The sequence below is a fragment of the Advenella sp. FME57 genome (assembly GCF_014897675.1).
GTDB lineage: Bacteria > Pseudomonadota > Gammaproteobacteria > Burkholderiales > Burkholderiaceae_B > Advenella.
In genome coordinates this window covers 14391-35275 of record NZ_JABUXU010000022.1, presented here as the reverse complement: position 1 = coordinate 35275, position 20885 = coordinate 14391, and the positions used below count along the sequence as shown (strand labels likewise).

Genomic DNA, 20885 nt, shown 5'->3' with positions numbered 1-20885 from the left:
ATATGAACGTCATACGCCTGGAAGACCTGGAGAAAAGCATTGCCAGTGCATTGCAATATGTCAGCCATCATCATCCGCCTGACTACGTTCATGCGCTGAAACACGCCTATATTGAAGAGGACAACCGATATGCCAAAAACGCCATCCTGCAAATTCTGATCAATAGCAAGCTGAGCGCGTCGGCCAGGCGTCCAATCTGCCAGGATACGGGTATTGCGCATGTGTTCCTGCAAATCGGTATGGAGGTGCGTTTTTCATCCGACGTGCAGCCCATGCCATCCTTGCAGGAAGTGGCCGACAATGCTGTTATTGCAGCCTATACGCACGCAGACAATCCATTGCGGGCAACCACGGTCGGAGAACCGCTGGGTGCGCGCAAAAATACAGGAAATAATGCGCCAGCGGTGTTGCATATCACCATGTGCAGAGGCGACGCCTTGCGTGTCACCGTGAGCGCCAAAGGGGGCGGGGGCGACGTCAAGGCCCGGTTTGCCATGTTGAATCCGAACGAATCCGTCGAGGAATGGGTGATGAAACAAATGCCGAAACTGGGCGCGGGCTGGTGCCCGCCCGGCGTCCTAGGCATTGGCCTGGGCGGCAGCCCGGAGCAGGCCATGCAAATGGCAAAGGAGTCGCTGCATCAGCCCATTGATATTCAGCAACTGAAGCACAAGAGCACTCTTGATGATTACGAACGCTTGCGGCTGTCACTGTACCACCGTATCAATAACGAATTGAATATCGGTGCCCAGGGCCTTGGCGGCAAGTCCACCGTGCTGGATATCAAGCTGCGACATGCGCCGTGTCATGCGGCCATGCTGCCCGTTGCCATCGTTCCCAATTGCGCAGCCACCCGCTATATGACGTTTGAATTAGATGGGAGTGGATCGGCCCGCCTGCCAGTTCATGATGACAGTCTGTGGGAGGATATTCCGGATACGATCAATGTGGCCGAATCCATTGCCGTGAATCTGGATACGCTGACCAAAGAAGAGGTAAGAAGCTGGAAAGCAGGGGACATGCTGCTGCTATCGGGCAAAATGCTGACAGCGCGCGATGCGGCACATAAACGTATTGCGAATATGTTGCATCACAATCAACCGCTGCCTGTGTCATTGAGCGGGCGTGCTATTTACTATGTGGGTCCGGTAGATGCCACCGGCGATGAAGTGGTGGGGCCGGCCGGGCCGACGACGTCCAATCGCATGGACGCCTATCTGGAAGATTTCATCGACAAGGCAGGGCTGCTCATTTCCATCGGCAAGGCCGAACGTAGCCGGCATGCCATTGATGTAATCAAAAAGACAGGAACCGCTTATCTGAGCGCGGTAGGCGGCGCCGCGTACCTGATCGCCAAAACAATTACACACGCTCGTGTTGTTGCTTTCGAGGACCTTGGCATGGAAGCCATTTATGAGTTTGAAGTCCGCAACTTTCCGGTGACGGTTGCGATAGATAGTACGGGCGATTATATACATAAGGGAGTGGTGCCGATTATTGCACGCCAGTGGCGATAGGCTGGCGAAGCCCGGCAAGTTTGGCCTGGTTGAGGCGTTCCTGATCTTCTAGCACGCGCAAACTGGCGCGCACGACTTCGCGGGGGTTGTTATAACGGCCCGACTCTACCTGTTGGCGTATGAATACTTCAAAGTGCGTACTCAAAGCAATGCTTGTTGACATAAGTCATTCATAACAATAGATAATAGTGGGTACTATATTGGTGCAATCGACGCCGGGCAATAGCCTGGTTTTGCCATGCGGGCCCATCGTCTGACGATGGGCGCCTTAGCGATACTGCTGATTACGCTGGCGTGGCCCCCAGTTCGCTGGCTTTGGCCTTGGTCTGCTTGCGAATCAGGGCAATCAGTGCCATGCTGGCCCGGGTCTGAACGTGGCTGTCCATAAACAGCAGGCCATGGGTTCGGATTGGTGTAGGCCCTTCTAGTGGAATGACGCGCAGGGGTTTATTATGTTCGGTCACAGCGCTAGGAGCGGCGATAAAGCCCACATGATCGCGCATAACCAGGCCCAGCATGGCCGGGATGGTATTCATTTCGGCAATGATGTTGGGCTTGGCACCAGCAGCGTTGAAGCATTCATCAAGCAGTCGGCGCGTTGAAAAGCTGGATGGCAATAACACCAGCGATTCCCGATGCAGCTCGGCAATGCGCAGACGCTTGCGTTTGGCCAGTGGATGCGTCTTGGCTACGACCAGGGCCAGTTCCTCGTTAAATAATGGCTCAAAGCGTATCTCCTTTTGCTGTTCAGGGCGATAGGCGATTCCTACATCAAGTTCCTCTGCCTTCAGGCCCTGTGTGATGGCGTCTCCCGACAATTCTTCAATAATGATCTTGACCGTTGGATTGTGCTTCAGAAACAGGGCGATGCAGTCTGGCAAAAATCCCAGATTGAACGTATGGGTTGTACCTATGCGCACTGTACCGGTCATGGGGACAACCGTTTGCTTTAACTCGCTCAGGCCCTGGTCAATGGCCGTCAGGGCGCGGGCAGCGTAGATCAGGAATGATTCACCGGCCTCGGTCAGTGCCACGCGCTTGCTACTGCGATCGAACAAATGCTGGCCGATTTCTTCCTCTAACTGGCGGATTTGGTGTGACAGGGTGGACTGGGTGACATGGACCCGTTCAGCCGCGCGCGTAAAGTTCAGCGAGCTGGCCAGGGCAAGGAAATATCGTAAGTGTCTGAGTTCCATGACTATTCCGATTATCGATACTGTCGATCATATCAGACGAAAACAATCATTTCTATCTTTTCATCAGGTCGGCTAGACTTGCCCGTGTAGTAATTCATATACCAACAACCAATACAGTGCAAAAAGCACTACACAGGACGAGACAATGATGAATGCTCTTAAAGATGCACACTTTGGTCGCGCTGCGCGAGGCCTGCTTGCCGCGCTGGTTTGTGCGCCATTGTTGTGCGCGGCGGCCTCGGCTCAGACTGCGGAATATCCCGCCAAAGCGGTGCGCATGATCGTACCGTTCGGCGCGGGCACGACGACCGACACGATTGCCAGGCTGCTTTCGGACAGAATGTCCAAAGTCCTTGGGCAACCGATCATTATCGAGAACAAGGCTGGCGCAGGCGGAACGATCGGGACCGCGCAGGTAAGCCGAAGCGCGCCCGATGGCTATACGATCGTCATGGGTACGGTCGGCACGCATGCGATCAACAAGGAACTGTACTCAAAACGTGGTTATGATCCCGAGACAGATTTCGAGCCCATTGCTTTTGTGGGACAAACGCCGACGTTTCTGGTGGTAAGCGGCAGCTCTGCCTATCACACGGTCAAGGACCTGGGCGAAGCAGCGGCCACGGAGCCAGGCATCACGTTCTCGTCTGCTGGCAGCGGCACGTCGGGGCATCTCGCCGGTGATCTGCTGAAAGACCGGTTGGGCGGCACCATGCTGCATGTGCCTTACAAGGAAGGCAGCATGGCTTTACAGGACGTAATGTCCGGGCAAGTGCAGTTCATGTTTTACCACCCCGCCGCGGTATTGCCCCATGTGAAGGCAGGCAAGCTGCGGGCTATTGGCGTATCCAGCAGCCAGCGCAGTATCGCAGCGCCTGACGTGCCCTCTATTGCAGAGCAGACCGATAGCGAATTCGATCTGGTTGCGTGGTTCATGATGTACGCGCCGGCAGGCACGCCCGAGCCTGTCATGGCCAAGTTGAAAAAGGCGGCTGACGTGGCGCTGGCCGATCCCGATCTGGCTGCCAAGCTCAAGAACCAGGGCGTAGAGCCAGGCGGTGAATCTGTCCGGGATCTGGCCGGTTTCGAAGCGGCCGAAATTGAAAAGTGGGCTGAACTGGTAAAAAAATCGGGTGCAAAGGTCAACTGACGTGATGCATACGTTTCTATACACCGCCCAACAGGCACGAGTGGTATTTGGCAGCGATGCCTGGACCGTGCTGAAAGCTGAAGCCGGCCTGCTTGGCGCGCGCAAAGTGCTGGTGCTTTGCACGGCGCGCCAGCGGACGTTGGCTCAACGGGCGGTTGATGCCCTGGGTGAGTGCGCCGCTGGCATCTTTGATCAGGCAGTCATGCATGTGCCCGTTGCTGCGGTACGCGATGCGCAAGATGCAGCGCGCACAATGCAGGCCGACTGTATTGTGGCAATCGGCGGTGGTTCCACGATAGGATTGGCCAAGGCGCTGGCCATTGAAAATGGTTTACCCATCCTGGCAGTGCCGAGCACCTATTCAGGCTCGGAGATGACCAGCATCTATGGCATCACCGAGAACGGCATCAAAAAAACCGGTAAAGATCCGCGAGCCTTGCCGCGCACCGTCATCTATGACCCATCGCTGACCTTGAAACTGCCTTTTGCTGTCTCTGTCGTCAGCGGCATGAACGCCATTGCCCATGCTGCGGAAGGATTGTATGCCAAGGACGGAAACCCGGTGCTGGCATTAATGGCAGAAGAGGGTATACGCGCCATGGCCAGCGGCTTGCGGCAACTGAGCCCGAACACCAGCTCGCTTGCCGCAAGGAGCCAATGCCTGTATGGCGCCTGGCTTTGTGGCATGGTGCTTGCCGGCGCAGGCATGGCTTTGCATCACAAGCTTTGCCATACCGTGGCCGGCAGCTTTGATCTGCCGCATGCCCAGACTCACTCCATTGTCTTGCCGCACGCGATTGCCTATAACGCGCCTGCCGCGCCAGAGGCCATGCAACGGATTGCCCGCGCTCTGGGCCAGGACGGCGTTTGCGCTGCCGGCGCCTTATACGATCTGGCTCAATCGCTGGGTGCGCCGATGGGTTTGCAAGACATTGGGATGCGTGACAGCGATGTGGACAGGGCGGCCGATATCGCAATTGCCACACCCTATTGGAACCCGCGTCCGATTGAACGCGATGGCATACGCACGTTGTTGCAAGCCGCTTTTGAAGGGCAGCGGCCCGCCTAAGATGCCCTGTGCTTAAAACATCGATGACGATGAAAACTTTTAGCAAAACCTAATATGTTCAATGCGTTTATTCGGCGACAAGCGCGTGCCTGCATGCGTAGCCGACTGAATGCTTCTCATTGGAACTTTATGAAAATCGGTAAAGAAACCATTCCCCATTCAGCCATCTGCACCTCTAACGCCGAGACCATTGTCGTCAGGGGGAAAGACCTTGCCGTCGATCTGATCGGCAATATGTCTTTCACAGACTATTTTCATTTGCTGGTCACGGGACAGCCGCCAACCGCGGCAGCAACCGCAGTGTTAAATGCCACCCTGGTGGCCATTGCGGAACACGGCCTGGTCCCCAGCGTTCAGGCCAGTCGCATGACACTGGCCGCCGCACCCGACGCCTTGCAGGGCGCCGTGGCGGCAGGAATACTAGGTTGTGGCTCGGTCATTCTCGGGGCTTCTGAAACCAGCGGCATTTTTCTTGAAGATATTCGTACTCGTGCCGGCCAGAGCAAAGACTATGTTGAAGCAGCCAGGCAGGTGGTGGGCGAGTACCGTGCCGACAAGCGCGCCATCCCGGGTTACGGCCACCCGCTGCACAAAGCGCGCGACCCGCGTGTGACTGCGCTGTTCGCTGTGGCTGAGCGGGCCGGGGCTGATATGACATATGTGCACATAGCCGATGCGGTGGAAAAAGTGATTCCAGACGTTGTCGGAAAGCGCCTCATGCTCAATGTATCTGCGGCCATTCCAGCCGTCCTGCTGGGCGTGGGTTTTCCGATCACCGCGTTGCGAGGCGTGCCGATTCTGGCTCGTACGGCAGGTCTTATCGGCCATCTGACAGAGGAGTTCCAGAAACCTATCGGTTTTGCCTTGTCGTATCAGGCGACACGCAATTACGTTTACGATGGTCAGTTGCCCGAGGGCTTTACCCCCGATAACGCCTAGCATACCCTGATGGAGTTTTACCATGATCAAAGTACTTAACGGCATTCGTGTCCTGGAGCAAGGCACGTTCATTACGGGTCCTGCAGCGGGCATGCTCTTGGGAGACCTTGGGGCAGATGTCATCAAGATCGAGCAGCCAGGCACGGGAGATCCGTTTCGTGCCTTCAAAGGCGGCCTGTATAGTCCACACTTTCAGACATACAATCGCAACAAGCGCAGTATCACACTCAATACCAAGGAGGCTGACGATCTGGCCGCCTTCGATGAGTTGGTCCGTACGGCAGACGTATATATTCAGAACTTTCGTCCGGGCGCGGCCGAAAGACTTAACGTGGGCGAAGAGCGGCTGCGCAAAATCAATCCGGGACTGATTTACTGCTCAATCAGTGGTTTCGGACCAACCGGTCCGGCTGCAGGGCGGCCGGCCTACGATTCAGTCGCGCAAGCGGCCAGTGGTTTCCTGGGATTGCTCATCAACCCGGAAAACCCGCGCGTGGTGGGCCCGGCGCTGGCCGACTCCATTACTGGCTTTTACGCGGCATACGGCATTCTGGGTGCCCTGCATGAGCGCAATAGTACCGGCGTGGGGCGCAAGGTAGAGGTGTCTATGCTGGAGGCCATGAGCCACTTCAACCTGGATGCCTTTACCCATTATTATTCGGCGGGTGAAATCATGGGGCCGTACAGTCGCCCGAGCGTTTCCCAGTCTTATGTCTTGAAATGCGCAGATCAAAAATGGATTGCCCTGCATATGTCCTCGCCCGAGAAATTCTGGCAAGGCCTGGCAAGAGCGATTGAACAACCCTTGCTATTTGACGATCCGCGCTTTTGTGACCGCAACGGACGGATCCAGAACCAGGACGCATTGATCCAGATTCTGGGCGGGATATTTGCCAAGCACTCACGCAACGAATGGTGTCGCCGCCTGGAATCGGAAGATGTGCCGCATGCGCCCATGTACGACACCAGCGAGGCCCTGGAGGACCCGCAGGCCCGGCATTTACAAATTCTTGTGTCGGCCAGACACGAAACCATGGGCGACTTCCATACGGTGCGACCGCCTGTTTCGTTTGATGGACAAAGAAGCACCAAGGTGATACCGCCACCTGTCCTGGGCGAGCACAATGAAGAGGTGCTGGGCGCTTTGCCTACAACCCCGACAGCGCCTCGTTAATCACCGCCAGCCCGGCAGAACTGTAATCCAGCATCAGTGCCTGCCGGCGGCCTGCATCATCCATCTTGAGCAACGACTTGCGAATGATACCCACGATCTTCTCTTCATTATCCAGCCGGAACGAGTCGAACTGATACTGGAGAAAGACCAGACACAGCGCATTTTCCATGACCTGAACATCGGCATCCTGCTTGATGCCGCGTTTGAGGACAATCATCTGTACGCGCCCAATCGTTTGCTCATCGTATTCCAATTGGCCCAGTATACGCGCGGCCATGTCAGCATGATGCCGGGCCAGCGCCTTGCGCCAGGTCAGGTAACCAATACGTCCTTGCGGGTACTCACGCCGGGGAATTTGCCAGCGGCCGATATGCTGGCAGCGCGCCGCCAATCGCAAGGGTTCAGACGCATTCGGGGCAAGTTTCAGAACCCATTCAGTCAGTTTGATGGCCAGGAATAACTCGCGCGGCCAGTCTTGTTCCTGCCAGTGGAAAGCGTTGGGATCGGTTTTGTTGACGGCATCAAAGGCGCTATAAGCCTGCTTCAGCCTGGAAGAAGAAGTCATTGTTTTATCTTAGCGTGTTGCGTGTCGATGAGTATGAATTTGACCACATTGATGAAAATAACGCTATGACATCTTGCGGCCCGTGCTCGTTGGGCAAGCGCTTGCACTTTGGTAACGCCAAATGCGTCCCATAGCCGATACAGAGACACCAATTTAACGGTTACTTCGTTTCCAGCGCTCGCGTCTTGTGCCGCCAGCCCGCAATACCCTGCAGGGCGGTTCACCCGTTGTCTGTGTATTTCACTTGAATAAAAAAATCAGACTCAAAGGTAATTGACCGGACTGCCAGGTAAAGCTTTTGCTATGCCCCATTCCTATACTGTCGGTCACGCGTTCATTTTCATCTCTGGCCATGCTGGCCCGATAGAAAAGTCAATAGAAAAAAAGACGAACAATGAACAGGAGCCAACACCCCGGGATAATCTGAGCGATCCGTCAGTTTGCCTGCACTGGCTCCAATCACGGTATTTTCGGAGGCAGTGCATGGGCACCGTTGAAAGCGCGCCAGTCAGTGGCGCCAGCAAGTTTGTCGGCCAAAGGGTCGAGCGGTTTGAAAGCATTCCGCTACTTACCGGAAGGGGTCGCTTCGGCGACGACCTGGCGGTCAAGCCAGGCACTCTGCATGCGGCGGTGTATCGCTCCAGCTACCCTCACGCACGCATCAAATCCATTGACGTTTCGCAGGCGGAAAAAATGCCCGGCGTCAGGGCGGTGCTCACGCCTGACGACGTGCGGGCATGGTCGCGACCGTTCATCAATGGGGTAAAAATGCCCATGGAAATGTGGGCGCTGGCCATGGACAAGGTTCGTTACGTTGGCGAGCCGATTGCAGTTGTCATTGCTGAAGACCGTTATCTGGCAGAGGACGCCCTGGACGGTATTAAGATCGAATTTGAGGCCTTGCCGGCCGTCAGCAGCATAGACGGGGCCATGTCAGACGACGCTGCAATACTGCATGAAGCCGTGGGCACGAATGTGCTTCATGAGCGCCAGTTCACTTACGGGGACCCGGAATCGCGTTTTCGCGAGGCGGAGCATACCCTGTCGCTCAATATTGAATATCCGCGCAACTCCTGTACGCCGATCGAATGCGGCGTCGTGATCGCCGAGCACCTGGCGGGCGAGGCGGGATATGACGTCTGTTCGAACTTTATGGGACCGTTTTCCATGCACGCGGTCATGTCGCTGGCGCTACAGGTGCCCGGCAATCGTCTGCGGCATCGTTCTGCACCTGACTCAGGCGGCAGTTTTGGCGTCAAGCAAGCTGTGTTTACCGCGGTGGTTCTGATGTGCCTGGCTTCCCGCAAGGCCGGTGGCGCACCAGTCAAGTGGGTTGAGGACCGGCTCGAACATCTGAGCGCGGCAACGGCGGCAAACGGCCGAAAAGCCACCATCAAGGCTGCTTTTGACAGTGATGGCAGGATTCGGGCGCTTGACCTGGACCAGATGGACGACGTGGGTGCCTACCTGAGGGCGCCCGAGCCAGCCACCTTTTACCGCATGCACGGCATATTGACCGGGGCTTACCGTATCGCCGACTTGCAGGTGCGCAACCTTGTGGTTGTCACGAACAAGATGCCTTCGGGCCTGGTGCGCGGATTCGGCGGCCCGCAGGTTTACTTTGCCCTTGAGCGCATGGTGCAGCGGATTGCGCAGCATCTGAAGATGGATCCGCTGGACGTCTACCGACGCAATTTTATCCAGGCGGATCAATTTCCGTATCGGGCAGCGGCAGGCGCACTGCTTGATTCTGGCGATTATCAGCAAGCCATGGATGCGGCCATTGCACAGGGTGGACTTGAAGAACTATTGCAACGAAGGGATCAGGCGCGCGCTCAGGGAAAACTGTATGGCATTGGCTATGCGGCCATTGTCGAGCCGTCGATTTCCAATATGGGCTACATCACGGTTGCGCTGACGCCGCAGCAGCGGGCCAAGGCAGGCCCCAAGAATGGCGGCATCGCAACGGCGACAGTCAATATCGATTTACTGGGCAGCGTGACAGTGATTATTGCATCCTCTCCGGCAGGACAAGGCCATGTCACGGTATGCGCCCAGGTAGTGGCAGATGTGTTCGGTCTGCAGCCCAAGGATATCCACGTCAATGTGGATTTCGATACGGACAAGGATGCCTGGTCGGTTGCCGCCGGCAACTACTCCAGCCGGTTTGCCGGCGCGGTTGCTGGAACGGTTCACCTGGCGGCAACGCGGCTGAAGGCAAAAATGGCCGACATGGCTGCCCACCAGCTTGGTGGCGAGGCTTCGGACATGGCATTTGAAGACGGGTTAGTGTTTCGCAAGGGCCAGGCGGACAAGGCAATACCGTTTGCAAGGCTGGCCAGCAGCGCTCACTGGGCGCCTGCCGAGCTGCCTGAAGGGATGGCCCCTGGCATGAGGGTGACCGAGTTCTGGACGCCCGAGTCGTTGGGCGCGCCTACTGAAGACGACCGTGTCAATACGTCGGCTGCCTATGGTTTTGCCTTCGATATTTGTGCGGTCGAAATTGACCGCAAGACCGGGCGCGTCACGATTGACCGATATGTGACCGCCCACGACGCAGGCAGAATCCTGAATCCCGCCATGGCAGACGGACAAATCCGGGGCGCGTTTGCCCAGGGATTGGGCGCCGCCTTGCTTGAGGAATTTCGCTATGGCGACGATGGTGGGTTTCAGTCCGGTACCTTTGCTGATTACCTCGTGCCTACAAGCTACGAAGTGCCCGATCCTGTCATTGTGCATCTGGAAACGCCCAGTCCGTTCACCCCGCTGGGCGCAAAGGGCCTGGGCGAAGGCAACAATATGAGCACGCCCGTGTGTATTGCGAACGCCGTGGCTGATGCATTAAGCCCGTTGGGCAGACAGCCGGATATCCGCCTGCCGCTGACCCCGAACCGGGTGCTCGATCTTATCGGCTTTGACGATCCGCCACCGTCTGGCGACGTGCAAGTGCATAAGCCGGCCAAAAAAACCGGACGCGGACACGCGTTGTCCGCATCGGGAAGTACGCAGATCCCTGCTTCGCCCGACAAAGTATTCGATGTACTGATGGATCCGCAAGCGCTGGCCAAGGTGATTCCAGGCTGCCGGGAACTGCAGCGCATCGGCGAAAACCAATACCGCGCCGACGTGACGATCAGCATCGGGATGATCAAGGCGCGCTATGAAGCCACGATCTCCCTGACCAATATCGACCGGCCGCATTCACTCCATTTGCAGGGTAAAGGCGTCTCATCGCTTGGTGGCGCAGAAGGCGGCGGCGACATTGTGCTGCAGGCCAATGAGCAAGGCACGCTGATGAAATACCAGTATGAAGCCGAAGTTCAGGGCAAGGTTGCTGCTGTGGGGGGGCGCATGCTCGAAGGCGCGGCCCGCATGGTGCTGGGCCAACTATTCGAGCAGCTTGGCCGTCAGGCATCGGGACAGGACACCGCTAGCGGCTCGGAAGGCGTCTGGCACCGCGTGTTGCGGTTTCTGAGGATTAAAAAATGAAGCCACTGGCATTTGAATACAAGCGCGTTGACAAGGTTTCCGAGGCAGTGCAATGGCTGCATGAGGCAGGAGAAAACGCACGCATACTGGCTGGCGGACAATCGCTTGTCATCCTGCTGAACATGCGGCTGGCCCAGCCTGCTTATCTGTTGGATATATCGCGGTGTGAGGAACTCAAGTTCGTCCGTCAGGAAAAAGGCATGCTGTGTATTGGCGCCAGCACCACACAGGCCCAACTGCAATATTGGCCCGATCTGGCCCGGGCCGTCCCCATGCTGGCAGAGGCGATCCCGTTTATCTCTCACTATCAAATCCGCAATCGGGGAACCATTGCCGGTTCTATTGCGCACGCGGACCCCAGTGCAGAGCTGCCCTTGTGTCTTGCAACCCTTGGCGGCCAGGTTGTGCTGCGCTCACGGCAAGGCGCGCGCAAGCTGGATGCGGCGCAGTTCCAGCAAGGCATGCTCACCACTGCCAGAAAGGCTGATGAACTGGTGACCGAAGTGCGCTTTCCGGTGGCCAAGGCCGGACATGGCTACGCGTTTGATGAATTTGCGTTGCGCCGTGGCGATTTCGCGATTGTGGCATGCGCCGTGGATGCGGGGCCGGAAAGGATACGGCTGGGCATTGGCGGGGTTGCCGACAAGCCGGTCGTTGTGCAATGGGCACGCAATGACCAGGCGTCGTTCACGGAAACATTGAATGACCTGGCCTGGCAACTGGATGCTCAGGACGATCAGCATGCTTCGGCAGCATACCGGCGTCACCTGGTGCGCGAGCTGGGGCAGCACACAATCGAAACGGCGCTTTCCCGCTGTGAAAAAAACAAGGACTAGTTATGTCGGAACAACGTACCAGGCATCCCATTAACGTTACGGTCAACGGTGTCGCCCGTACTGGTCACGCAGAAAGCCGCATGCTGCTGTCTGATTTCATCCGGCACGAATTGGGGGCCACTGGCACCCATGTAGGCTGTGAGCACGGTGTCTGCGGCGCATGCACGGTACAGATTGATGGCGTTGCCACGCGGTCCTGCCTGTGCCTGGCCCGCCAGGTGGACGGTTGCGATCTGCGCACGGTCGAGGGCCTGGGCAACCACGACGGCACGCTTGGTGCTCTGCAGCAGGCTTTCAAGAAACACCACGCTTTGCAATGCGGCTTTTGCACAGCCGGCATTCTTATGTCTTGTGTCGATTTCCTTGAGCGGCTTGCCGACCCGACCGAAGAGCAGGTTCGCGACATGCTGTCCGGGCACCTGTGCCGGTGCACCGGATATACACCGATAGTAGAGGCCATCCTTGATGTGGCTAACCAATTGAAAACTGAAAAATCGGAGACTTCACATGCTTGATCTGGGAAGCACTTTTATCCAAAGTGTTGAACGCAACCCGAACGCGCTGGCCCTGGTGGCCGAGGGAAAGCGGCTGACTTATGCGCAATGGTTTGAAACGATCAAGGCTGTTGCGGGCGGTCTGGAGAAACAGGGGCTTGGACACGGTGATCATCTGCTGGTGGTGATGCAGAATCGCTGGGAGATGGCGACCGTGCACTGGGCCTGCCAGTTGCTTGGCGCGATCGTAACGCCGCTGAACTGGCGGTCCAAGGCTGACGAGATCGATTACTGTATTGTCGACTCAACCGCCAAATTGATCATCTACGACGATTCCTGCATCGAGGCGGTGCGAGGCGCCAAGGCCATGTCGACGATCGGTGCGATCGCCGTTGGTCAGGGTGCGCCTGGCAGCCTGCGGTTCGAACAGTTGCTGGCGGCCACGCCGATCGAAGGCACATCGCGCGCCAGTGCGCAAGACGTCTCGCTCATGCTTTATACCTCGGGCACCACGGGCAAGCCCAAGGGGGTGCCGCGCAGGCATCGGCACGAGCGCGCCGCGGCCGTGGCTCACGTTGCACAGAACCTGTACGCCTATGGGGAATGTACCCTGGGCGTCATGCCGCTTTATCACACCATGGGCGTGCGCTCTTTGCTCTCCATGGCGCTCATTGACGGGTGTTTCGTGTGCATGCCCAAATTCGATGTGGCCCAGGCGCTGTCGCTGATTGAAGCTGAAGGCGTGACCAACCTGTACCTGGTGCCCACGCTCTATCACGATATGCTGTCGCATCCCCAATTTTCTGCTACTGACGTCAGTCGCGTACGCAAGCTAGGATTTGCCGGTGCGCCAATGTCCGAAGCGCTATTGCGTCGCATCGACAAGGCGTTTGCTCCCGATCTGTTTGTGAATCACTATGGCAGTTCTGAAGTCTACACCATGGCAATTACCCAGAATGCGCGGCTCAAGGCTGGCTCCTGCGGTCGCGCGGCCATCAATTGCCGTTTGCGTGTCATCAGGCTTGGCAGCAGCAATCCGGAGGAACGGGTTCAAGCCATGGAAGAGGGGCAGATCATTGCCCATCTGGATGGCGACGAGGCGTTCGAAGGATACTGGAATCGGCCGGACGCCAACGAAAAATCACTGATCGGCCACTGGTATTTCACTGGTGATATTGGCTATTACGATCCCGATGGCGAACTGTTCGTTAGCGGACGTGTGGACGACATGATTATCAGTGGTGGAGAAAACATCTCGCCGGTGGATATCGAATCTGTGATTTCCCTGCACCCTGCGGTCGATGAAGTTGCCGTGGCCGGCGTCAAGGATGAACGATGGGGCCACCGGGTGGTTGCATTCGTCAAACGTCAGGCAAAAGTGGACGCGCAGGAGCTTGACCGGTACTGCCGGTCCACTGACCTGGCCAACTTTAAGCGGCCGCGCGAATACGTTTTTGTGGCCGCCTTACCCAAATCCCCCGTTGGAAAAATTCTGCGTCGCAAGTTAGTGTCCGGTGAGTATGAAGCCGATACCGATTGCACGCCTGCCATCGATCTGACTAATTGAAATTTAAATAAGGATTACCGAATGACTCAAATTAAACACCCTGCGCACGACCTGCTGGAGCAACTGGATGGCTTCCGGGTCGATATCGATCCGGCCGGACAGCGTGCAGACATTGTGCTGCAGCGACCACCATTTAATATCATTTCCATGCCGCAGCGCGAGCAATTGCGTCTGGTTTTCGAAGCTCTGGACGCCAATGATGATGTGCGTGTCATTGTTTTGCGCTCGGAGGGCGAGCATTTTTCCAGCGGCGGCGATATTCGCGGTTTTCTGGATGCCTCGCCCGAGCATGTCTCCAAGCTGGCCTGGAATATTGCCTCGCCTGAGCGTTGCTCCAAACCGGTGATCGCGGCCAACCGCGGCTATTGTTTCGGGGTGGGGTTTGAAATTTCGCTGGCCTGCGATTTTCGTATCGTGACTACGACAACGCAATATGCGCTGCCAGAGCAAAAACTGGGGCAAATCCCAGGCTCCGGCGGCTCGGCCCGGTTGCAAAAAATGGTGGGTATCGGTCGCACCAAGGACATCGTCATGCGTTCACGCCGCATCCCTGGTCCGCAGGCGTATGACTGGGGGCTGGCGCTGGAGTGTGTACAGGATGATCAGCTTGAAGCGGCGACTGACAAATTGGTGGCAGAACTGTTGAAGTTTTCCCCGCTCGCACAACGCACCGCCAAAAAATTACTGAATGACAGCGAGGACGCTTCGCTGACGACCGCCATCGAACTGGAAGGTCATTGCTATAGCCGCTTGCGCAGTTCAGAGGACTTCCGTGAAGGGGTGGAAGCGTTCCACGGCAAGCGTAAGGCCAATTTCACGGGCAAATAAAACATCCGGCACGCCGGCCGGCAAGGCACGGGCATGCCGGTTACAACAAAAGGCTCGATCAATATCGAGCCTTTCAGGAGACAAGTATGGATACAAGACAATCTGCGGTTGAGCACAAGGAAGCTCACAAAGATCCGGTCGCACCGGGGTGGATTGCAGGATTAAGAGGCTTGCCTGCCGCGTTGAATCTCAATTCGATAAGTGCAGGCCTGGTCGCCGCCATTTTTGGTTGCTCCGGCCCCGCGTTGATCGTGATCGGAGCAGCCCAGGCTGGACAGTTGAGCAACGGTCAGACCGTTGCATGGTTGCTGGCCATCTATTTGCTGGGCGGCATCATCAGTATTTTTATGGGCATGCGCTACCGTATGCCGATTACCGGGGCATACTCTATCCCGGGCGCCGCGATCATGGCTGCCGCCTTCGCCTCCTTTTCATATCAGGAAGCGGTGGGTGCCTTTATCATGGCCGGCGTGCTGGTGCTCATTCTTGGTGTCACGGGTGTGATCGGACGTATCATGCGCTGGGTGCCCATGCCAATTGTGATGGCGATGATTGCCGGCGCAATGATACGTTTTGGAATTGGTGCAGTGGAAGCAGTGAGCGCGGCACCATTGATTGCAGGGCTGGCTGCGCTTGCTTTCTTTTTGACTGGGCGACTGACGCGTCGTGTTCCGCCGGTGCTGGCCGCACTGGTTGTCGGACTGATTATTACCGTGGCCACAGGGGGACTGCAGACCGGCACAACGGATCTGGCCTTTGTCATGCCCCAGTTCACTGCTCCCGTATTTAGCGTAGGGGCATTCTTTGGCATTGCCGTGCCACTGGCCGCCTTGGTGATCGGCGCCGAAAATGCGCAGTCCATCGGCGTACTCATGGCCGAAGGTTACAAACCGCCTATCAATACCATGACAGTTATCAGCGGTATTGGCGGCATTGTTGCCGGCATGATGGGTGGACATAACGCCAATATTGCCGGGCCCATGACGGCGATTTGTGCTTCTGAACAGGCCGGAGAGGACAAGGACAAACGCTACGGAGCCACGATTGTCAATGGTGTTCTGTTCGGCGCGTTTGGCCTGGTAGCAGGTCTTGCGGTTCCTTTTGTCATGGCGTTGCCCAAACCCCTGATCGGCGTCGTTGCCGGCCTGGCAATGATTGGCGTGCTGCTCAGCTCGTTGCAGGGAGCATTCGGGCCAAAGCTGGGTAATCAGGTTGGCGCTTTTGTGGCTTTTGTTGTTGGCATGAGTTCGCTCAACCTGCTTGGTATCAGTGCACCATTCTGGGCGCTGGTATTCGGTGTGCTCGCCTCTGTGCTGGCAGACAGGCTCACATTGGAAAAAAGCAATGAGCCCGGATCTGGCTCCAAAAAACTGCCCAAGGTGTCCGGCGAGCGAGGCGCAGCCTAGCCGTTTAATCGCCAAATTGTTGATATAATTAACAAATATTGTGCGACAGGCTTACTGAGCCTGTCGCCTCCCGCGCGGGCGGGTGTTCTCATTTGGGTACCATGTCAACGGCGATTAAAATATTTCAAGGCGCCTTTGGCCGCGTATCGTTGCTCGATATGAGCAAACCGCTGGTCATTCATGCCCACCATCATTGCCACGCCCTGATCAAGATAAGCGGGGTCGACAGTTCGTTTCTGGTCAAGGGACGAAGCCAGCCGCTTACAAAAGACAGTGTTGTGCTCATCAATGCCTGGGAGCCCCATGCTTATGAGCATACGCCCAGCGGCGAGGGGCGATGCATCCTGATGGCGCTGTATCTTGAAACCGCCTGGCTGAGCAAGGTGCTGCGCTCGCTCACCGTGAGTGGGCACCCACAGTTTTTTCCCAAGCCCTGTGCCGCACTACCTGCTGGCGCGCGGCTGCTGGTCAATTCGCTGGCCGCCGAGATGCTGGTATCCCAGGAAATTGCATCTGACATCCTTGAGGGCAGGATTTTCGACCTGTTCATGGCAACCGCCGAGCGTCACTCATCCCTTCGCGATTCTTCGCAGTTATTTTCCAGCCTGCGATCCAATACAATGGATCCACGCATTCGACGCGCCGTGGCCAGAATGCGCGAGAACCTGGATTATGGCGAGAACTTTACGGAGTTGGCGGCCGAAAGCGGGTTGTCTCGCGCCCATTTCTTCGAACTGTTCCGCCGCTGCACCAATTTGACGCCAGCCGTGTACGCCAATGCGCTAAAGGTGGAATCTGCGATCGCAGAGCTTTGCAAGCCGGACATGCGAATCGGCGATATTTCCTATAATGTCGGGTTTTCGGCACCGGGGCATTTCACTCGTTTTTTTCGTCAGCATCTGGGGATTACACCCGGAGAATACCGGCGCGTGGTCGATTTGATGGATGACGGTATCGATTCGCTGCTGTAGGCGTAACAGAACCGGCAGCATCCGGGACATCTTTGAACTTGGAAAGGTGGGTAATCCTGAGGGTTGTATTGGCCAGTTGATAGCGCGGTCTCCGGGCATTGAGATGACCGAAACGGCATGCGTGGTTGCAGGCCTGGTTGAGCCTGGGCAACCGATTACATCGTATTTTCGGGATGATATGGCAAATGTAATCGCTGGGCCATGCGCTTCAGCCAGCGGTACAGCAACGGGCTTGTCGGCATAGGTTTGCAGCCGCTTTTCAAGCGCCGCCTTTACCTGGACTTCCGATAGTTCGGTAGAAAAAACGACATTACCGCTGACGATATACGTTTGGACCGCTTCGAATCCCTCGGCGATACACATGGCTTTCAATTCGGCCATCGGCAGTTTGCCGGTTCCGCCAACGCTCACGGCGCGCAATAATGCAACATAGTTTGGCATCCTGTCTCCTTTTTCCGGGTCTGTCTGTGCATTTTGTCAGTGTATTCGGTCGGTGTTTTCTTTCCTTTCTATGTATGCTGTCTGTGCATGCCGGCAGTACATTACAAAAATGCATTAACGCTTGTTTATGAGCGATTTTTTTGTGCGTTCCTCGTAATCGTAGACCAATAAATAGCGTTGCCGCACTTCAATCTCCGATCACTATCAGGAACGTTTGGCGTTGCGGACAGGCCAGCTCAATAGCGCCTGTTCGGCAACCGATTGCAGCATGTCGCGGCTAAATCCTGCTTTGGCTTGCACCGCCATACCATGGAGCACAGCCATCAGAAATGCCGCAAGGGCTTCGGGTTTGGCGGTTTTGGGCAAATCACCTTCTGCCTTTGCCCGCTCGAAACGCTCACGAAGTTTGGCTTCGCCGGCTGCGCGGGCTTCTATCAATGCTTGTCGCAGCGGCTCGGCTTGGTCAGATCCGGCCATGACGCCATTGACGAGAAAGCACCCCATATGCTCAGGACTGCTCGTAGTCAGCTCGACCGAGCCAAACAGCAGGTGCGCCGCAACTTCCCTTGCGGTGGGCTTTGCGAGCGCTTCTGGAATAAAGCGCTGATGCTGCTCGTAATAGCGCTGCAGCGCCCGGCGAAAGAGGGCTTCTTTATTGCCGAACGCAGAGTACAGCGCAGGGCGCTCCACACCGGCGGCTTCGGTAAGGTCTGTATACGATGCGCCTTCATACCCCTTACGCCAAAAGACACAGAGTACGGCATCAAGTGCTTTGTCTACATCAAACTGACGACGGCGTCCCATTGAAGTTGATCCTTTTTTCTTAAACATAACAAGCATTACGAAAGTGCTTGACAGTATATCATACCGTCCGTTATCGTAATGATCATTACGATATGAATTATGGATGGGTGGTTCAAGCCGAAACGCCGCCTTGCATCATCCCTTATTGGTCCACATAACGTAAATCAGGGCTTATCAGCCTACTGAACGTAAACCCAGGACTTATCAGTCCATTAACGTACCCCCCGGACCCACCGGTCCATTTTTCAAAAAAGGAATTACCATGCACAAAGACCTCAACGGCAAAACCGTTCTTATTACCGGCGGCTCACGCGGACTTGGCGTCGCACTGGCACATGCGTTTGCCGATCGTGGCGCAGACGTGGCGATCAGCTACGCGACTTCGGCCGACAAGGCGGCAGCCGTCGTGGAAGCATTAAAGGCCAAGGGCGTGCGCGCCATTGCCATCCAGAGCGACCAGTCCGAACTGAAATCCGCTCAGCCGCTGATTGACGGCGTGATAGCGGCATTAGGCAGGCTGGACATTCTTGTGAACAATGCCGGCATCGCCATCCAGGGCCAGTTGGTGGACGATCCTGCGCTGGATGCAGAAAACTACAATCAGCAATGGCAGGTCAATGTCATGGGCACGATCGCCAATACGCGCGCCGCCGCGTCAAAACTGTCCGATGGAGGTCGGATTATCTTCATCGGTTCACGGCTTGGCACCAGCATACCCTTTGCTTCAGTGGCAGACTATGCCGGAACCAAAGCGGCGTTAGTCGGTTATGCGAAGGGTATTGCGCGTGATCTGGGATCGCGCAACATTACCGTGAATGTTGTCCAGCCAGGCATTATGCCAACTGATATGGCTGCCGAAGTCGCTAGTGAACTGCCAACGCGCGAGGCCATTCTGGACTTGCATCCGATCCGGCGCATTGCGACCCTGGAAGAGGTGGCCGAAACAGTCTGCTTTCTTGCCGGGCCTTCTGCAGGCTATATTACCGGCGAGACGCTGAGCATCTCTGGGGGTCTGGGGATCTGATATTTGATATTAAATATTGGATAAAGCACGCCTGCTGGCATAACGGTGGCAGGCGACAAAAACGCCGGCCGCGGGGAGGTCCCACCGGCGTTTTGTTTCGAAACTTGGGCGCCCTTACGATTAATACCATAAAACCCAGGTATCACTGCGAGCGGACGCGGGTGTTATCGCGTGAGGTTCGATTTAGCCGGTGTTGACTCCTGGACGGCTGGCAATTGTTCTCACGCGCAGTGGAAAAGGGCGGCAAATCGTCGCGTAGCATGGCTGCCTTTCGCATCAATAGCGCAGTATACATCTCATATTTTGATTCCGCCGCACGGAACGTCGCAAGGATTCCGTAGCAGTAAACGCCGAGGTGGCCATATGATGGGACAAAATCTGTTCATATGAGAGGGACGTTATGTCAAAGCGCTGTTTGAATATTGCCACGCTTATATTGGCCACATGTGCCACTGTTTGCATGTCGGCTGCGAGCTATGCCGCCTATCCGGAAAAACCGGTGAAAATTGTTGTGCCGTGGGAGGCAGGCGGTTCTGCCGATATGCTGGGGCGGCTGGTAGCCGAACGTCTCGGGAAATATACGGGCCAGTCCTTCGTTGTCGAAAACAAACCGGGGGCATCCGGCAATATTGGAACGCAACAGGTGGCGCGTTCGGCGCCGGATGGCTACACGCTGGTACTAGGCTCGATGAGCACTCATATCTTGCAGCCCGCCATCGGCCTGAAAGGGCCTTTCCAGCCTATCGATGATTTTACGCCAATTGCACGCTTGGGTTTTATCACGAACGTGCTAGCCGTCAGATCAGAATTGCCGGTTTCCTCAGCAGGCGAGCTGATCGATGCTGCAAAAAAACAGCCGGAAGGTCTGACCTACGCCTCCGCCGGAAACGGATCATTCAATCACCTGAGCGGTGCGCTGTTTGAACAATTGGCGGGAATCAGGTTGCTGCATGTGCCTTACAAAGGAGGATCCAAGGCGGCGCTGTCGACTGCGTCCGCTGAAACGGATGTTGTGTTTTCTTCATTGGGTTTGGTCAAACCGTATGTTGATAGCGGAAAATTGAAAATTCTTGCCGTAGCCGAAGGGCAGGCCAGCCCATTGCTGCCAGGCGTGCCTACCGTTGCTGATGTCGCACCCGGCTATCGTGTTTCCGTTTGGTATGCCTTGCTGGGCCCAAAAGGATTACCGCAGGACGTGACGGCCGCGCTGGACAAAGCGATGCACGATTTGAATAACGACAGTGAAATAAGAAGCCAGTTGGCTCGCAACGGCTTTGATCTTAATGTTGAGACCGGCGAGACGTTCAAGGAGGAAATGCGTAGCGATACCGAGCAATGGACCGAGTTTTCCCGCAAACACGGTATCGCGCCTTAAGCGCAGAACACACAACTTACGGATAATGTCCGTAAGTTGA

At 56.3% G+C, this 20885-nt stretch carries 18 protein-coding genes and 1 pseudogene; 14 read left to right on the top strand and 5 right to left on the bottom strand.

The window, feature by feature from the left end:
• The first annotated feature begins 2 nt into the window (after nt 1-2).
• Nucleotides 3-1517 (top strand): fumarate hydratase, encoded by a 1515-nt coding sequence (locus INT32_RS19810; protein WP_100699269.1) that lies wholly within the window; start codon nt 3-5, stop codon nt 1515-1517.
• On the opposite strand, the gene INT32_RS19805 is transcribed toward INT32_RS19810, so the two are convergent.
• Both INT32_RS19805 and INT32_RS19800 read right to left on the bottom strand, forming a co-directional pair.
• On the bottom strand, nt 1495-1680 hold the full coding sequence (locus tag INT32_RS19805) for a type II toxin-antitoxin system ParD family antitoxin (RefSeq protein ID WP_193090426.1): 186 nt from the start codon (nt 1678-1680) through the stop codon (nt 1495-1497). The two genes, INT32_RS19810 and INT32_RS19805, sit on opposite strands and share 23 nt — an antisense overlap.
• Before the next feature lie 121 nt (nt 1681-1801).
• Nucleotides 1802-2713 carry a LysR substrate-binding domain-containing protein gene (locus INT32_RS19800; RefSeq protein ID WP_193090425.1) on the bottom strand — a complete coding sequence of 304 codons (912 nt, stop codon included), beginning with the start codon at nt 2711-2713 and terminating at the stop codon, nt 1802-1804.
• A gap of 145 nt (nt 2714-2858) precedes the next feature.
• Between INT32_RS19800 and INT32_RS19795 the strand changes: the two genes are divergently transcribed.
• The 4 genes from INT32_RS19795 (at nt 2859) to INT32_RS19780 (ending at nt 7045) form a co-directional block, all read left to right on the top strand.
• Nucleotides 2859-3863, top strand: a complete 1005-nt coding sequence (locus INT32_RS19795) for a tripartite tricarboxylate transporter substrate binding protein (RefSeq protein WP_100699266.1) — start codon at nt 2859-2861, stop codon at nt 3861-3863.
• Between the two features lie 4 nt (nt 3864-3867).
• A complete protein-coding gene (locus INT32_RS19790; protein ID WP_193090424.1) occupies nt 3868-4932 on the top strand; it encodes a maleylacetate reductase in 1065 nt (354 codons plus the stop codon).
• Between the two features lie 129 nt (nt 4933-5061).
• Nucleotides 5062-5871 carry a citryl-CoA lyase gene (locus INT32_RS19785; protein WP_193090423.1) on the top strand — a complete coding sequence of 270 codons (810 nt, stop codon included), beginning with the start codon at nt 5062-5064 and terminating at the stop codon, nt 5869-5871.
• Between the two features lie 22 nt (nt 5872-5893).
• Entirely contained in the window at nt 5894-7045 is a 1152-nt protein-coding gene (locus tag INT32_RS19780) for a CaiB/BaiF CoA-transferase family protein (RefSeq protein ID WP_193090422.1), read from the top strand.
• Here the strand turns inward: INT32_RS19780 and INT32_RS19775 are convergent.
• Nucleotides 7020-7610 (bottom strand): DUF4202 domain-containing protein, encoded by a 591-nt coding sequence (locus INT32_RS19775; protein WP_193090421.1) that lies wholly within the window; start codon nt 7608-7610, stop codon nt 7020-7022. The genes INT32_RS19780 and INT32_RS19775 overlap by 26 nt on opposite strands.
• A gap of 483 nt (nt 7611-8093) precedes the next feature.
• On the opposite strand from INT32_RS19775, the gene INT32_RS19770 reads away from it, so the two are divergent.
• The 7 genes from INT32_RS19770 to INT32_RS19740 all read left to right on the top strand — a co-directional run bounded on the left by INT32_RS19770 (nt 8094) and on the right by INT32_RS19740 (nt 17201).
• Complete coding sequence (locus INT32_RS19770; protein WP_193090420.1) at nt 8094-11099, top strand: molybdopterin cofactor-binding domain-containing protein; 3006 nt, start codon at nt 8094-8096, stop codon at nt 11097-11099.
• A complete protein-coding gene (locus tag INT32_RS19765) occupies nt 11096-11935 on the top strand; it encodes a xanthine dehydrogenase family protein subunit M (RefSeq protein ID WP_193090419.1) in 840 nt (279 codons plus the stop codon). The genes INT32_RS19770 and INT32_RS19765 overlap by 4 nt, the downstream gene beginning before the upstream one ends.
• A 2-nt stretch (nt 11936-11937) precedes the next feature.
• Nucleotides 11938-12450, top strand: coding sequence for a (2Fe-2S)-binding protein (locus INT32_RS19760; RefSeq protein ID WP_100699258.1), 513 nt, complete (start codon nt 11938-11940; stop codon nt 12448-12450).
• Nucleotides 12443-13996 (top strand): AMP-binding protein, encoded by a 1554-nt coding sequence (locus INT32_RS19755; protein ID WP_193090418.1) that lies wholly within the window; start codon nt 12443-12445, stop codon nt 13994-13996. Before INT32_RS19760 ends, INT32_RS19755 begins: the two co-directional genes overlap by 8 nt.
• A gap of 21 nt (nt 13997-14017) precedes the next feature.
• A complete protein-coding gene (locus INT32_RS19750; RefSeq protein WP_100699256.1) occupies nt 14018-14824 on the top strand; it encodes an enoyl-CoA hydratase/isomerase family protein in 807 nt (268 codons plus the stop codon).
• A gap of 86 nt (nt 14825-14910) precedes the next feature.
• Complete coding sequence (locus INT32_RS19745; RefSeq protein ID WP_193090417.1) at nt 14911-16230, top strand: benzoate/H(+) symporter BenE family transporter; 1320 nt, start codon at nt 14911-14913, stop codon at nt 16228-16230.
• Nucleotides 16231-16331: 101 nt separating this feature from the next.
• Nucleotides 16332-17201, top strand: coding sequence for an AraC family transcriptional regulator (locus INT32_RS19740; RefSeq protein ID WP_100699254.1), 870 nt, complete (start codon nt 16332-16334; stop codon nt 17199-17201).
• A gap of 219 nt (nt 17202-17420) precedes the next feature.
• On the opposite strand, the pseudogene INT32_RS19735 reads toward INT32_RS19740, so the two are convergent.
• Together INT32_RS19735 and INT32_RS19730 are read right to left on the bottom strand one after the other, a co-directional pair.
• Nucleotides 17421-17642, bottom strand: a pseudogene (locus tag INT32_RS19735) (DUF1697 domain-containing protein); the annotation flags it as partial.
• A gap of 204 nt (nt 17643-17846) precedes the next feature.
• The gene (locus INT32_RS19730; RefSeq protein WP_193090416.1) at nt 17847-18446 is read right to left on the bottom strand and encodes a TetR/AcrR family transcriptional regulator; all 600 of its coding nucleotides are present in this window, start codon (nt 18444-18446) and stop codon (nt 17847-17849) included.
• A gap of 262 nt (nt 18447-18708) precedes the next feature.
• On the opposite strand from INT32_RS19730, the gene INT32_RS19725 reads away from it, so the two are divergent.
• Both INT32_RS19725 and INT32_RS19720 read left to right on the top strand, forming a co-directional pair.
• On the top strand, nt 18709-19470 hold the full coding sequence (locus INT32_RS19725) for an SDR family NAD(P)-dependent oxidoreductase (protein WP_193090415.1): 762 nt from the start codon (nt 18709-18711) through the stop codon (nt 19468-19470).
• A gap of 400 nt (nt 19471-19870) precedes the next feature.
• Entirely contained in the window at nt 19871-20845 is a 975-nt protein-coding gene (locus tag INT32_RS19720; RefSeq protein WP_100699251.1) for a tripartite tricarboxylate transporter substrate binding protein, read from the top strand.
• Nucleotides 20846-20885 lie beyond the last annotated feature (40 nt).